Annotated in this window: 14 protein-coding genes and 1 pseudogene; 4 read left to right on the top strand and 11 right to left on the bottom strand. The window is 63.6% G+C overall.

Going from position 1 to position 13318, the window contains the following annotated elements; genetic code table 11:
• Nucleotides 1-63: 63 nt before the first annotated feature.
• From tetH to AK36_RS32615, 6 genes and pseudogenes are all read right to left on the bottom strand, one after another.
• Complete coding sequence (tetH, locus tag AK36_RS04650) at nucleotides 64-858, bottom strand: thiosulfate dehydrogenase (RefSeq protein ID WP_045577970.1); 795 nt, start codon at nucleotides 856-858, stop codon at nucleotides 64-66.
• A 732-nt stretch (nucleotides 859-1590) separates the two neighbouring features.
• Complete coding sequence (locus AK36_RS30685) at nucleotides 1591-2001, bottom strand: group II truncated hemoglobin (protein ID WP_059559668.1); 411 nt, start codon at nucleotides 1999-2001, stop codon at nucleotides 1591-1593.
• 147 nt (nucleotides 2002-2148) lie between these two features.
• The gene (locus AK36_RS30245) at nucleotides 2149-2958 is read right to left on the bottom strand and encodes a hypothetical protein (RefSeq protein WP_140993534.1); all 810 of its coding nucleotides are present in this window, start codon (nucleotides 2956-2958) and stop codon (nucleotides 2149-2151) included.
• Between the two features lie 1340 nt (nucleotides 2959-4298).
• A pseudogene (locus AK36_RS04635) lies at nucleotides 4299-4478 on the bottom strand (hypothetical protein); the annotation flags it as partial.
• Nucleotides 4479-4672: 194 nt separating this feature from the next.
• On the bottom strand, nucleotides 4673-5053 hold the full coding sequence (locus AK36_RS04630; RefSeq protein WP_224383340.1) for a LysE family translocator: 381 nt from the start codon (nucleotides 5051-5053) through the stop codon (nucleotides 4673-4675).
• Nucleotides 5054-5176: 123 nt separating this feature from the next.
• Nucleotides 5177-5359, bottom strand: a complete 183-nt coding sequence (locus tag AK36_RS32615) for a hypothetical protein (RefSeq protein WP_059474881.1) — start codon at nucleotides 5357-5359, stop codon at nucleotides 5177-5179.
• 212 nt (nucleotides 5360-5571) lie between these two features.
• On the opposite strand from AK36_RS32615, the gene AK36_RS04625 reads away from it, so the two are divergent.
• Nucleotides 5572-6981, top strand: a complete 1410-nt coding sequence (locus AK36_RS04625) for an aminotransferase-like domain-containing protein (protein ID WP_045577967.1) — start codon at nucleotides 5572-5574, stop codon at nucleotides 6979-6981.
• A 294-nt stretch (nucleotides 6982-7275) separates the two neighbouring features.
• Here the strand turns inward: AK36_RS04625 and AK36_RS04620 are convergent, their stop codons facing one another.
• From AK36_RS04620 to AK36_RS32610, 5 genes are all read right to left on the bottom strand, one after another.
• Nucleotides 7276-8163 (bottom strand): ABC transporter permease, encoded by an 888-nt coding sequence (locus AK36_RS04620; protein ID WP_045577966.1) that lies wholly within the window; start codon nucleotides 8161-8163, stop codon nucleotides 7276-7278.
• Nucleotides 8160-9155, bottom strand: a complete 996-nt coding sequence (locus AK36_RS04615) for an ABC transporter ATP-binding protein (protein ID WP_045577965.1) — start codon at nucleotides 9153-9155, stop codon at nucleotides 8160-8162. The genes AK36_RS04620 and AK36_RS04615 overlap by 4 nt, the downstream gene beginning before the upstream one ends.
• Nucleotides 9156-9228: 73 nt before the next feature.
• Entirely contained in the window at nucleotides 9229-10284 is a 1056-nt protein-coding gene (locus AK36_RS04610; protein WP_011882253.1) for an ABC transporter substrate-binding protein, read from the bottom strand.
• 43 nt (nucleotides 10285-10327) lie between these two features.
• A complete protein-coding gene (locus AK36_RS04605) occupies nucleotides 10328-11257 on the bottom strand; it encodes a TauD/TfdA dioxygenase family protein (RefSeq protein WP_034195078.1) in 930 nt (309 codons plus the stop codon).
• Nucleotides 11254-11538 (bottom strand): hypothetical protein, encoded by a 285-nt coding sequence (locus AK36_RS32610; RefSeq protein ID WP_124259677.1) that lies wholly within the window; start codon nucleotides 11536-11538, stop codon nucleotides 11254-11256. Before AK36_RS32610 ends, AK36_RS04605 begins: the two co-directional genes overlap by 4 nt.
• A gap of 224 nt (nucleotides 11539-11762) precedes the next feature.
• Between AK36_RS32610 and AK36_RS04600 the strand changes: the two genes are divergently transcribed.
• The 3 genes from AK36_RS04600 (at nucleotide 11763) to AK36_RS04590 (ending at nucleotide 12848) form a co-directional block, all read left to right on the top strand.
• A complete protein-coding gene (locus AK36_RS04600; RefSeq protein WP_006485974.1) occupies nucleotides 11763-11966 on the top strand; it encodes a cold-shock protein in 204 nt (67 codons plus the stop codon).
• A gap of 269 nt (nucleotides 11967-12235) precedes the next feature.
• The gene (locus AK36_RS04595; protein WP_011882255.1) at nucleotides 12236-12460 is read left to right on the top strand and encodes a hypothetical protein; all 225 of its coding nucleotides are present in this window, start codon (nucleotides 12236-12238) and stop codon (nucleotides 12458-12460) included.
• Between the two features lie 193 nt (nucleotides 12461-12653).
• Nucleotides 12654-12848 carry a hypothetical protein gene (locus AK36_RS04590; protein ID WP_045577964.1) on the top strand — a complete coding sequence of 65 codons (195 nt, stop codon included), beginning with the start codon at nucleotides 12654-12656 and terminating at the stop codon, nucleotides 12846-12848.
• The last annotated feature ends 470 nt before the right edge of the window (nucleotides 12849-13318 follow it).

The following is a 13318-nucleotide window of genomic DNA, read 5'->3' as shown; positions in this document are numbered from 1 at the left end:
CGCCCTCTACTGCGCCGCGTACTCACCCGGTTCAAATTACTTGAAAGTCGGCATAGACTGCGGCTATTTTGCGTAATGGAATCCGGATTGCTGAAGCTCCACGAGCGTCGCGACCGCTCCGGGTGTAACAATCACGCCTGGAAGTACGTGATTGGTCAGTTCAGCGGCGAGTGCCTCGAGCGACAGTTTGTCTGGGTTCGTTCCGGCATCGATCAGTTTCTGGGCGGTCTCCCAGATGGAGTTATGACAGCCCAGAAAAACGGCACCCCGTCGCTGCAGCACGGGGATGCTAGTGTCATGTGGCGACAAGACCCCGCGGAGAATCTCTTGATCGGTCGCATCTGCAGTCGCTCCAGCACGTTCGTTGATGAAGGCGTTGGATGCGAACTTGCCACCGGTCAGTCTCGCAAGTTCATATTTGTCCCACATAGCCTGATCGAACAATGCAAGATGCGCCGTGCCGTGCGTGGCCGACACGACCAGAAAATCCGGATGTTTGAAGGACCAGATCTGCGCATTCAGCGCATTGCGCATGAGATTCAGCCAGGGACCGGCCAATTCCGTGTTGTCCCATACTTGACGAGGGCCGCCACGATACGCGATGACCTCGGCGAGCGCCTCATCATCCCACTGTTGAGGACGCTCCAGGATCATCGGAACGGTCTTGAATGATCGGCGTCGCGGAGCATCAGCCAAGTGCTGCGTCAAGTGCCTGAGCGTCGAGGCTCCCTCCGGCAACGACGCAGACAGCTCAGCCGGACGCGCCGCGCGCGGGTGGCTGATCCCCCCAAGCAATGCCGCGCCCGCCGTGACGCCGATCGTCTTGAGCGTCGCGCGTCGTGTGGTGGTCTCCGACATGTAATGATCTCCCGTTGGTATGGTCTATTCGACCCGCTTGTCCTCGGCCCCCGCTTTGCAGAAAATTCGCTGGATGCCTCCGTCCGAACGTTCGGCCCGCCCGCCCGCTCGACGTAGGCCGCTTATTCCAAAAAGGAATAAGCATATTCTAATTCGCAATTTAGAATTCGCACGTGCCGTGCGTCAATTCGGCGCAATGCGATGAACGCATTCCGTGTTTGGTGTGGTCCATGTGGCGATCCCGCCGACCGGCGTTTCAGCACAGACCGCGCGTGCGGCGCCGAGCTTTCGCCGACACGCCACTAGACAGATCGCGTACCCGAGTGCTAGTGAGGCCACCTCTCGTCCGATCCGCACTGTGGCCTCCGTGCTCTGGGCCTTCGGGCGGATAGTCGTGATACGTGAGGAGCCGTGTTTCAAGCAGCAAAGCCAACAGTCTATGGATAGAGCGATCTAGCTCGTGTATGCCGCCCTCTGAAACGTCGCAGAGAGCCGTGCCGACATTCTGCATGAACGGGAAATCGCCCACGACGACGGCGTCGCTGTTTTGGTACGCCACATCGGCGGGACGATTGCCACGAACATGGAGCGCCCTGCCCGTCACGCCCCTCTCGAGCCGGCGCCGCAGTCGTCAGCGGGCTCAAGTAGGATCGCAGGAGTTCAGCCGGCGCCTGATTTACCCGCTTACGCAGTCGTTCCACCGATGCATTGCCCGGCAGACAGCCGCGTGCCTCAGTCTGCACGATTACGCATCCAGTCCGCGGTTTCACCGAAGGAGTGGAGCAGCCGCTCGCGCAGTTCCTTTGGCAGGTCGATTTCTCTCATCGCCATTGTCATGCAGTCGACCCATTGATCTCGGTCCGCTGATGCAATGGGATACGGCATATGCCGTGCACGCAGGCGGGGATGGCCAAAACGGCTAACGTAGTGATCCGGACCACCGAGCCAGCCGCACAGGAACCAGAACAACTTATTTCGCGTGTCGTCGAGCGTTGGCGGATGCATCGCGCGAAGCTGCTTGAATTTGGCTTCGAGATCCATCAGGTCATAGAAGCGGTCGACGAGCTCGCGCACTCGTACCTCCCCCCCAATGAGATGGAAGGCCGTTGTTTGCTCGATATCTTCGTGAGGTAAATCAGCCATTTAGGAAATCCTTATGAAAATTGCAGAAATGATGGAGCCAGGTTCATATGCCGGCATGGCGAAAGTCTCAAAAAATAAACAAGAACGTCAGGGGCGGTGGCGATGCCGCGAGCGAGCTGTGCACGCTTTCATCGATTCGCTCCAACATTATTTTTTGCGGCTCCACGATAGTGCCGAGCGCATGACGCCCCCTGTAGCGCGACCGCCTACCGGCAGCTGGCGTCCTGCGCCGATTTCGACACGCACTAGTTCGCTCAGCATCTGAGCCAAATTGATTTCGCGCGGTGTCCGAGGAACTACGCGCAGAATCGAGACTCCGCCCACACGCAGCCTATCTATCCCGGACGGCCAGTCGGGCGGACCGAGCTGCGCTCGCCCGGCATGATCGCAACCCATCAAGCGGCAAATGCTCTCTCCCCCGTGCACGCAATTGACGATCGGGCATTGCGAATCAGAAACCTGCCGGCGGTGCAGCACCGGCAGTTCGATCTCGCACGCCGCGCCGCGCGCATGCTTAAGCGCTTGCATAGCGTCGCCCGCGCACACCGCATTCATGACCCACCGCGTGGCCCCCCACTCGACAAGTCGGCGTAGTGTGCTCGCGCCGTCGCATGGAATCTCGGGCCCTGCGACGAAAGACGCATTCCCTGCCAGCAACGCCAGCGAGTTCGCATCCCCGGCCTCGATCCGGAACCCGGATTCTCTGATCCACTTTGTAGCGCTGTCGGCGGCGACTTCCTCGCTCGATCGGCGGACAGACAACACGACCTCCTTTCCGCTCGACGCAAGTTCGCGAGCAATTGCCAGCCGCTCCCGACGTTGAACGACGGGGCGCGACGAACACAGGACGTTCCCGATATACACGATGTCCACGGACGACAACGCCACGGCATCGTAGAAGTTCGTCACTGCGTCACGGGACCAGCATGCAGGAAGGGGCGCAATGGAGACTTTCATGAGCGTTTGCATGTTCGATGTGCACCGGAGGGATAACGCACAAAGCGGAAAAGGCCCTTCCCGGCGGGTCCGCCATCCGCACATTCAGCCGCTCTCTGACCACCACTCGCCTTTGCTGCGTGGCGGCCAGCAAGCCATGCGCCGCCATAAACAGCCCGATCATCGCCGCGTGAATCAACCACGAGAGATACCAAGCGCCGTAATCCCGGACCACCACGCCACCTCGACGCGTCGTGCTCCGCCTTGACCTTGCCGCGCATTATGTGAAGTCGCCAGCTCATCTACGCGAGAATGAACACGCCGACACATGCTGCCGTCCAGGTCAAGATGTTCGCAGCGCGACGCGGCATTCCCGATAGTCCGGCTCTCGCAGGGGGCTCGACAATGACATCAGAAGTAACAACAGGCTTGCGCTTGCAGTACCGATCGCTGGCGCGATGCGCCACCATGAGAGCAACGGACAGTCAGCGAGGGTCGCAAGCAGGTCGAGCTGCATGTCGGCAGGCCCAGTTCGGGGGCAAGCGCCAGAACCGCATGCGCGCGCAAATTGTCACGCCGCGCACCGCCAGGCGGCACGGCGCCCTGCTGTACCGAACCCAGCGCGAGGCTTGACACCGGAGAATGGTCGAGCCCGTGGCATCTGCGGATGCGCGACACTGAAGCCGCCGATGGTAAAGAGCAAGGTCGCACGAATCGCGCCGACTGTCGCGACGCGAAAGTGCCAAAATACTTTCAGTTGGTCGACATTAATTCGGGAAATGATACGTCGAGCAAAGCTCATGAATGACACAAACCTGTTCATGCAGATCCCGACCGTCACGCATCGAAATGCTTTGCATCCAGCGGCGCGCTCTGCCACGGCGACATCCCCCTCCGACCGATACGCCGCAGACATAGAATTGGCACAGTGTTAGGCCGTGCGACAAGCTCGCCTGGCGGCCGAATGATGTGATCTTGCATTGAGGTGGGTTAACAGCAACTTATCAATTGCCTATTATCGCAACTATGCAATAGTATAGTTTGACCGTGGTGCTGGACGATGCGCGACACGGTGCCGCATATGCATACGAAGTCTTGGCTGCCATTGAAAGTTTGTAAGTATAGCTAACGATGGCCGTTCGCGCGCAGATCAGCCTTGTTAGCATAGGATTCTGATTCGGTAAGCGCGCGGATCTCGACACCGTGATGTTGCCCGAAGCGCAACGTCGAAGTTCGCTGCCCTTCGGAAGATAGTGGAGCATCTCGAGGAGACGGTGGTGCGCTCCGGAGTATTCCGCCTACGGATCTAGCCATTCCCTCCTCCACCGCGGTTCCGATACGTGAGTGCGAGCTGGCTTACCGAGTAGCGAGGTCATCAGCGCACGCGTCGCGCCTTGGCCCCAGCCGGCATTGACAGCGAGAAAGTCCGCGCCGGTCTCGCCGACCGTCGTGGACATGACCTTGATGATCCAGAACGAGAGCGCGACGTCAGGAACCTTGTTCAGCCAGGGCGAAGTCGGGCGGTCGAAAGGCGAGAGCATGCCGTTGCCTCCTGAAGATTTGGGGTACAGGCAGTCTGATCGTGCAGACTTAGCTCATCCATAGCGGCGCTGCAAGAGTGGCGCCACTCACCGATCCATCAGGAAGTGATTGATTCGACTGAGAATTATTTTAGGAGCGGAACGCCATGCCCTGTCGCGACTAGATCGGCCTACCCCGGAAAAATGCACTGAAATCAAGGGGACCCCAGTCCCTGCAGATAAAACACCGCCGCGCCGCCGCGTCGCGTCTGCGTGGCCGCCTTCATCGGATCGCGCGACGAGAACGCCGTCCGAACCGCCTTGTGCGCGAGCCACAGCAGATAGAGCGCGCCGAGGATCTTGAGCCACATGAGCAGCGGCCGGTACGACAACAGCATCGCCGACACGCCGGCCGCCGCGGTCACGCCCCAGCACAGCGAGCCCGAGATCACGCCGGCCGCCGTCGCGAGGCCCGGCATGCGTCCGTAGTTGAGCGACGCGTTCGCGATCGACAGGTTGCCCGGCCCAGGCATCGCCGTGCCGATCAGGTAGACGGCGACCGCGACGCCGAAGCTGGAGAAGTGCGCGAGATTCATCTAAGGGTCCTTGTGCTCATCGCCACGCGCGGCCGTTCCGCTGCGCGCCGCCGTGCTCGTGTGAAACAACCGTGATCGAGTTTTCTTCCCGTCGGAAATCCACCTCCGCGGCTCACGCCGCCCTTACAGGCGCTCGTCCCGGCGTTCTCGGTCGAGGCAGCGCACGGCCCGATGACTGGCCGAACCGATGCGGAGCGGCGGCGTCGCGCCCTCCTTCACGACGACGCCGTGCAGTGCCGGCACCCGCGAGACGACCAGCGGCACGCTCATCGCGACGTTGAAAACATGGGTGTTACCGAGGCGCATGGGCGTACCGCCTTTTCCATTCGGAACAGCCCGATTTCGCGCATGTGATCGCCCTAGCCGCTACGGTTCGACAGCGGCCCCACCGAACGCCTGCGGTAGCGATTATTCGACTAGAATCCGCTCACCGGAATGAACACAACCGAACAATCACCATCAAAGTGTTCGGGCATTTCGCCGAACACTTTGCCCGCCCTTCCTGACGAAGGTGTCAAATGAAACTCGCGCTCGATACGACGACCGGCGTCCCGCTCAACGAGCAACTCGCTCGCCAGCTCGAACAGATGATTCGCTCGCGACATTTGCGCAGCGGCGTAAAACTGCCGTCGATCCGCAAGATGGCGGCCGACCAGCAGATCAGCCGCTTCCCCGTCATCGAGGCATACGACACGCTCGCGGCCCGCGGCCTGATCCAGCCGCGTCACGGCGCGGGCTTCTACGTGACCGACCGGTTCGACCGCAGCGCGCCGGTCGGCGGCACGGATCCGCAGATCGCCGAGGAAGAATCCGGCCACATCCTCGAGCAATTCGCGTCGACCGACGATCGCCTCAAGCTGTCGAGCGGCTTCATGCCGGCTGCGTGGCGCGACGTCGACGGCATCGCCCAGGCCATACGGCACGTCGTGCGCAGCGACGCGGCGAGCCTGGTCGACTATGCGCAGCCGCAAGGTGACCCGCTGCTGCGGCAGTACCTGAGCGGGTATCTCGCGCCACTCGGCATCCACGCGCAGCCGCAGCAGATTCTCGTCACGCACAGCGCGAGCCACGCGCTCGATCTCGTCGTGCGCCTGATGCTGAAGCCGGGCGACACGGTATTCGTCGAGGATCCCGGTTACTTCAACCTGTTCGGGCTGCTGAAGCTGCACGGCGTGAAGCTCGTCGGTGTGCCGCGCCGCGCGACGGGGCCCGACGTCGAGATCACCGAGGCGCTGCTGCGCGAACATCGTCCGAAGCTGTTCTTCGTCAATACCGCGTTCCACAACCCGACGGCGACGAACATTGCGCCGCCGGTGATGTTCCGGCTGCTGCAGCTCGCGCATCGGCACGACTTCACGTTCGTCGAGGACGACGTCTACGCGGACTTCGAAGCGGCGCCGTCGCAGCGGCTCGCGACGCTCGATCAGTTCGAACGGGTGATCTATCTGAGCGGGTTTTCGAAGGCTTTGTCGTCGTCGCTGCGGATCGGCTACCTGGCCGCGCGGCCCGAGCTGATCAAGCCGCTCGTCGAGCTGAAGGCGCTCACGAGCATGGGTGGCGCGCGGCTCGCGGAAAGCATCGTCGCGTCGCTGCTCGAGCGTGGCACGCATCGCAAGCATCTGGAACGGCTGCGCCGGCGCCTCGCGCAGGCGTCGGCCAACGCGGTGGCGCGATTACGCCATGCGGGCTGGGAAGTGTTCGAACAGCCGAGCGGCGGCATGTTCGTGTGGGCGCGCGTGCCCGGCGTGGAAGATTCCGCGCTGCTGTGCGACACCGCGCGCACGTTCGGGCTCGACCTTGCGCCCGGGCGCGAATACCGGCCGAACGGCGAGGCGACGCCGTGGGTACGGCTCAACGTCGCAGCGGCGAGCGATCCGCTTGCCGAGCCGTTCATCGACGCGGCCCCCGGCCTCGCTCGAGACACGTGACGGACCGTCTTGCGCGGATGTGATGCGATGCAAACGCGGCCGGCTTCCGACGGCCGCGCCGGTCGCGGACGGCCGGTCAGCTGCGCGACAACACGTCGTCATTTGCGGGTCCGTGCGATCGACGATACGTCGCTGCCGATTTCGCAGCCGGACTTCAGATTGCATGACCCGACGCCGTCGTCGCCGTTTCGGGCAAGCCGATGTGGCCAGCTCGGCCGTGTTGTCGGTAACCGACACGGTTCCCAACCATGCGTTGACGCCGGCGCAGCGAATGCCCGCTCGGATCGATGCGTGTCAGTGCGCGATGCCCCAGCGGCGCACCGTCACGCGCTCGAGCGTATCGAAGACGAGATGCTCGACGAGCAGCCCGATCACGATGACGGCCGCGAGACCCGCGAATACGCGGTCGGTATACAGCTCGTTGCGGTTCTGGAAGATGTACCAGCCGAGCCCGCCCTGCCCGGCGCTCGCACCGAACACGAGTTCCGCCGCGATCAGCGTGCGCCATGCGAAAGCCCAGCCGACGCGCAACCCGGACAGGATCGACGGCAGCGCGGCCGGCACGAGGATCAGCGCGATCTGCCGCAGGCCGCTGAGCCCATAGTTGCGCCCGGCCATCTTCAGCGTGGCCGGCACACCGGCGAAGCCCGTATACATACTGAGCGCGAGCGGCCACAGCACCGCGTGCACGAGCACGAACAGCAGGCTGCCGGTGCCGAGCCCGAACCACAGCAACGCAATCGGCAGCAACGCGATCGACGGCAGCGGATTGAACATCGACGTGAGCATCGACAGCACATCGCGACCGACGCGCGTCGACACTGCGAGCGACGTCAGCACGAACGCGAACAGGACGCCGAGCGCATAGCCGCGCAACAGCACCGACATCGAGATGGCCGTCTTCACCAGCAGTTCGCCCGACGCGATGCCTTGCACGAACGCAACGAGCGTCGCGCCGAAGGTCGGTACGAGCAAATCGTTCGCGACGATGCGCGCGACGGTTTCCCATACGGCGATCAGCACCAGCGCGATCACCGCGCGGCGAAAGCCGCTCGCACCGGCGATACGGCGCAACAGGGGCGCGGGCGCGGCACGCGCGGCTTCGGGCAGCGCGTCGAGCGTGCGCACGTATTCGGCACGAACGGGCGGCAACGGCGGCAGGACAGGATCGATCGTGGTCATGATGCAGTGGCCTCCGTGGTCGATGCGGCGTGCGTTTCGCCCAACGCGTCGGCATCGAACAGCAGATGATGAATGCGGGCGACGCTCGCGCGGAAGTCACCGCTACCGACGCTGTCGAACGAATGCTCGTCGCTGTTGAGCTCGGCGCGCACGCGTCCCGGATGCGGCGACAGCAGCAGGATCCGGTTGCCGACCACGAGCGCCTCCTCGATCGAATGCGTGACGAACAGCAGCGTGAAGCGGAATTCGTCCCAGAGGCGCAGCAGTTCTTCCTGCATCTTGCGCCGCGTGAGCGCGTCGAGCGCGGCGAACGGTTCGTCCATCAGCAGCACGCGCGGTTGCATCGCCAACGCACGCGCAATCGCGACGCGCTGTTTCATGCCGCCGGACAGCGTATGCGGATAGGCATCGGCGAACGCGGCGAGCCCGACCTTGTCGAGATAGTGCAGCGCACGCTCGCGTGCTTCGGCCCGCGACAGCTTCGCGGCAGCACGCAACGGAAACGCGACGTTCTCGACGACCGTCTTCCACGGCGGCAACTGGTCGAATTCCTGGAACACGACGATGCGATCGGGGCCCGGGCCGTGCACGGGCCGGCCATCGAGCGCGATCGAACCCGAGACGGGCTCGATGAAGCCCCCGATCGCCTTCAGCAACGTGGATTTTCCGCAGCCGGACGGACCGAGCAGCACGAAACGGTCGCCGCCGTACACGTCGAAGCTGACTTGATGGGTCGCGCGCACGATGCGTGCGCCCGCCCGGTATTCGAGGCTCACGCGCTCGATCGCCAGCAGGCGCTTGCTGGGCGCGCCGGCCGCTGCGGCCTGAGGCGCGGACGCGTCGCGCGCGTCGGTGACGGGATGGACGGCCGATGCGGCCGCACCGCGCATCGCGTACGGCGGCAAGCCGATCGACGGAGAAGTGGCGTTCACGATGGAAACTCTCGCGGGTAAATCATCAACATACGGCGGTGTGGCGCACGGCCCAACCAACGATTGCGCATATCGAAACCGCGCAGCCGCATAAGCGGCGATCGCGACGCGGCAGCGTCGGCTCGGCGTCGGATCAACTACCGCCGGCCGTCGCCGGATCGTCGAAGAAGTAATCGCGCCACGATTTCGGCTCGTTGCGGATCGCGCCGGTGCGATACATGAACTGCGCGAGCTTCAGCGTGTTCTCGGGAGCCGTCTTGAACTGCACCTGCGGATTGCGCAGGATCTTCAGCAACAACGCGCGATCGATCCTCGAACCGTTCACGCGAAGGTACGTGTCGGCCGCGCGCTCGGGGTCGGCTGCGATCTGGCGCGCGGCGTCGGCGAGCGCCGCGACGAACGCGCGATACGTCTTCGGATTGGCGTCGCGGAATTGCTCCGTTGCATACAGCACCGTCGCGGAACTCGGGCCGCCGAGCACATCGTAGGAATTGAGCACGATGTGCGCCTTCGGATTGCCGGCGAGCTCCTGATCCTGGAACGGCGGGTTGCCGAAGTGCCCGGTGATCACATTGCTGTTCGCCAGGATCGCGGCCGTTGCATCCGGGTGCGGGATCGCCTGCGTCAGCGCATCGAGACGATCGAACTGCTTGTCGCCCCACTGCTTCGCGGCCGCGTACTGCAGCACGCGCGACTGCACCGACACGCCGACGGCCGGCACCGCGATACGGTCCTTCGCGCTCAAGTCGGCGATCGTCTTCACGTTCGGATTGGTGCTGACCAGGTAGTACGGGAAATTGCCGAGCGAGGCGACGCCCTTCACGTTCTGCCGCCCGCGCGTGCGGTCCCATACGGTCAACAGCGGCCCGACGCCCGCCCCGGCGATATCGACCGCGCCCGACAGCAGCGCGTCGTTCACGGCCGCGCCGCCCGACAGCCGCACCCAGTCGACCTTGATGTCGACGCCGGCCTTGCGGCCCTCCTTCTCGATCAGTTGCTGGTCGCGCGCGACGTTCAGCATCAGGTAAACCACGCCGAACTGCTCGGCGATGCGGATGCGGCCTTCCGCGTGTGCGGGGCGCGGCGTGCCGGCGACCACGAACGCCAGCGCGGCGGTGAGCGTGACGGCCAAGGCGCGGCGCGCAGAACGGGTCGTGCGGCGCAGGGCCGGCGAAACAGGAAACGACATCGGAACTCCAGCAGAAACGAGGCGTCGGGACGAAACGTGGCGCTCAGAACGGCGCGTCGCCTTCGATCGTCGTGCGGTACAGCTTGCGGCGCAGATGGTCCGGCGTGCCGGCCGCGAGATGCATCAGCGAGCGGTTGTCCCAGAACACGAGGTCGTGATCGCGCCACCGATGGCGATACAGGTGCTCGTCCCGCACGCTGTGCGCGAACAGTTCGTCGAGCAATGCGCGGCTTTCGTCGGCGGGCAGGTCGACGATGCGTGTCGTGAAATGCTCGCTCACGAACAGCGCCTTGCGGCCCGTCTCCGGATGCGTGCGCACGATCGGGTGCACCACCGCTTCGACTTGCGCAAGCTGCTCTGCCGACAGCACGGGCCGCCACCGGTTGCGTGCCTGCAGCTCCGCATAGCGCGCGAGATACGTATGTTCGGCGCGCCGCCCTTCGACCGCGCGACGCAGGTGCGCCGGCAGCGTATCCCATGCGAGATGCATGTTGGCGAACAGCGTGTCGCCGCCTTCGGCCGGCAGTTCCTGCGCATGCAGCAGCGAGCCGAGGCTCGGTTTTTCCTTGTACGACAGATCGGAGTGCCAGAAATGGCCGGCGTCGCCGAGCCCGATCGGCTTGCCGTTCTCGACGATGTTCGACACGATCAGCACTTCCGGATGCCCGGCCAGCGCGAATTGGTGCAGCACGTGGATCTGCAGCGGGCCGAAGCGGCGGCTGAACGCGATGTGCTGTTCCGGCGTGATGCGCTGGTCGCGAAACACCAGCACGTGATGGTCGAGATGCGCGCGATGGATGCGTGTGAAAGCGGCCGCGTCCAGCGGTTGCGACAGGTCGATCCCGACGACTTCTGCGCCGACCGGCGCATCGAGCGGGATGATGTCGAACCGCTGCGCGGCGGCCTCGAACGACGGTGCAGGCTGATGGCCGACGCGCGCCGCTGTTGCGGCGTGGATGGCGGGAGTCGTCACGATAGCGCCCCTGATTCGATGAAAAGGCGAATCTTCGAGCCCATGCCGGACGGCGTCAACGAAGCGATTTCGATACGTTTATCTGCCGCAGCGATAAGGATCGGCGCTCGGGCGGCGGGCCTGTCGGACGAGGAAATCAGGTCATGCGGCCGACTGTCGGATGTCGGCGCGCGTCGATATGCAGCGATCGTGCGACGCACGCCTTCGGTGTGCTCTCGGTTGAAAGGACGGCCGAGGGTCGAAGCGTTTGTCGCTCCGCCGACGCGTGCGCGATGCGACATGCCACATCGCGTCGCAGCGAAAACGGACGGCCCGGCGACACAGTTACAAGATAAGCGTTGACTCAAGCATTCGCGGCGGTTAGTGTACGCACCGAAGTCCAAGAAGTCCGATTGCTGTTCATCAATGTCTCGCCCCTCAGCGGTATTCGTTGTCCTCTCTCTCCTTGACGCTTCAAACGCTCTACAACAGAGCAAATCTCCTATTTACTGCTCAAGGATTCATCATGGATACCGGTATCGTCAAATGGTTCAACGACAGCAAAGGCTTCGGCTTCATCACCCCGGACAATGGCGGTGACGACCTGTTCGCTCACTTCTCCGAAATCCGCGCCGACGGCTTCAAAACGCTCGCCGAAAATCAAAAAGTGAGCTTCGAAACGAAGCAAGGCCCGAAGGGTCTGCAGGCGGCCAACATCAAGCCTCTGTAAGTCTCAAGCGCCCGACGTCCGGGAACGGACGCGGGGCGCAGCGCCCCTCCACGACACGTCGTCTTCCTGAAGCGCACGCGCTCGGTGCCAGGCTGCGGCCGTTGATTCGACCGCCTGCCACGCGTCGCATGCGTCGTTGCGTCTCGCGCTTTCGTCGGCCGGTGACTCTCTTTTGCGCGCTCTTATTGCGCCGGATTCAGCTAGTAACGGCTGTAAATCCGCGCCCGTTCAGCACGGCATGCGCGCGCTCGAATATTATTAAAATCAAAATGCAACACAACCAAACACAACAGTACAACGGCTATGCCATCCAGCCTTCGGCGCATCGCTTGCCCGACGGCAGTTATTCATCCAACCTGCTGCTCGAGCCGATCGACAGCCGCTGCGCCGATCGCCGCTACCAGTTCTATTCGCTCGACTACTTCCCGAGCGAACGGCAGGCGCTGCAGCATTCGGCTCGCTGGGCCCGCAACTGGGTCGATACGCGCGGCTGAACGCAACACCGCGCGGGCGTCGTTCGTTCGCGGCGGAACGCGAGATAGCAATCCTCGCTCTACGACTTCGGCCGCGCATGGCGCAGCCAAACCGCACGCCGCGCCGGCTTGTCGCGACAACACAAGCACGTGGCCCACGCCTTGCTCACGCCGTGGATGCGCAACATTCTCAGGTTGCGACCAGGAGAGCGATATGACACGTCAACAGCAACACGCAGGCAAGTCGACGGGCGACACGAAGCCCGACGAACAACGTAACGATGCTCAGCCGACCTTCGAAACCGATATTTCGGAAACCGGCGACGACGGCACGACGGTGCGTCAAGCCGAAGTCCGCGAAGACGACCTGTCGGAAGTGAAACCGTCCGACTCGGGCACGAAGCAGTGAGCCTGCGGAAACGGCGTGCTGCCCGACGGGCAGCGCGCCGTTTCCCGCGATGCGGGCGCGCAACGGCGAAACGCCCGGCGACAGCGCCGCATCCACTTGGGCGGCACAGCGTCACGCGCTTGCTGATATCCACGACGACGCGGTGCCTTTTGCGGAGTCGTTGCAATTTCCGCCTTCCGGCGTCGACCGACGCCGCTTTCATCACCTTCCCCACCCGGCCACGAGCTCGGCGCATGCTCGGCGACCCTCCAGCGCACTCGACGCACGGATCGTCTTCGCCGCTCCCCCGATGCGAGCCCCACCGCCCGCGCCCATCCCCTTCCCGCCCACCGATTCCATCCGATTTCGCAGAAGACCTTTACTGTGCAGCGACTTAATCGACCGTTGCGCGATCTCCAATAATTGCCGCTCGATTCGTCGGCCGGGGGGGCCGACGCGGCCCGCACGGCGGTTCTGCCGCGCTAATGATA

Origin of the sequence: Burkholderia vietnamiensis LMG 10929, from assembly GCF_000959445.1 — a bacterium.
GTDB classification, from domain to species: domain Bacteria; phylum Pseudomonadota; class Gammaproteobacteria; order Burkholderiales; family Burkholderiaceae; genus Burkholderia; species Burkholderia vietnamiensis.
This window is presented reverse-complemented; position numbering and strand designations above follow the sequence as displayed.

Coding starts and splice junctions, on each gene's coding strand:
- AK36_RS32610 (WP_124259677.1), bottom strand. CDS start 11,538: ATGTCGCATCGCGCACGCGTCGGCGGAGCGACAAACGCTTCGACCCTC.
- AK36_RS04620 (WP_045577966.1), bottom strand. CDS start 8,163: ATGACCACGATCGATCCTGTCCTGCCGCCGTTGCCGCCCGTTCGTGCC.
- tetH (WP_045577970.1), bottom strand. CDS start 858: ATGTCGGAGACCACCACACGACGCGCGACGCTCAAGACGATCGGCGTC.
- AK36_RS04590 (WP_045577964.1), top strand. CDS start 12,654: ATGACACGTCAACAGCAACACGCAGGCAAGTCGACGGGCGACACGAAG.
- AK36_RS04600 (WP_006485974.1), top strand. CDS start 11,763: ATGGATACCGGTATCGTCAAATGGTTCAACGACAGCAAAGGCTTCGGC.
- AK36_RS04630 (WP_224383340.1), bottom strand. CDS start 5,053: ATGAATCTCGCGCACTTCTCCAGCTTCGGCGTCGCGGTCGCCGTCTAC.
- AK36_RS30685 (WP_059559668.1), bottom strand. CDS start 2,001: ATGGCTGATTTACCTCACGAAGATATCGAGCAAACAACGGCCTTCCAT.
- AK36_RS30245 (WP_140993534.1), bottom strand. CDS start 2,958: ATGAAAGTCTCCATTGCGCCCCTTCCTGCATGCTGGTCCCGTGACGCA.
- AK36_RS32615 (WP_059474881.1), bottom strand. CDS start 5,359: ATGCGCCTCGGTAACACCCATGTTTTCAACGTCGCGATGAGCGTGCCG.
- AK36_RS04610 (WP_011882253.1), bottom strand. CDS start 10,284: ATGTCGTTTCCTGTTTCGCCGGCCCTGCGCCGCACGACCCGTTCTGCG.
- AK36_RS04625 (WP_045577967.1), top strand. CDS start 5,572: ATGAAACTCGCGCTCGATACGACGACCGGCGTCCCGCTCAACGAGCAA.
- AK36_RS04595 (WP_011882255.1), top strand. CDS start 12,236: ATGCAACACAACCAAACACAACAGTACAACGGCTATGCCATCCAGCCT.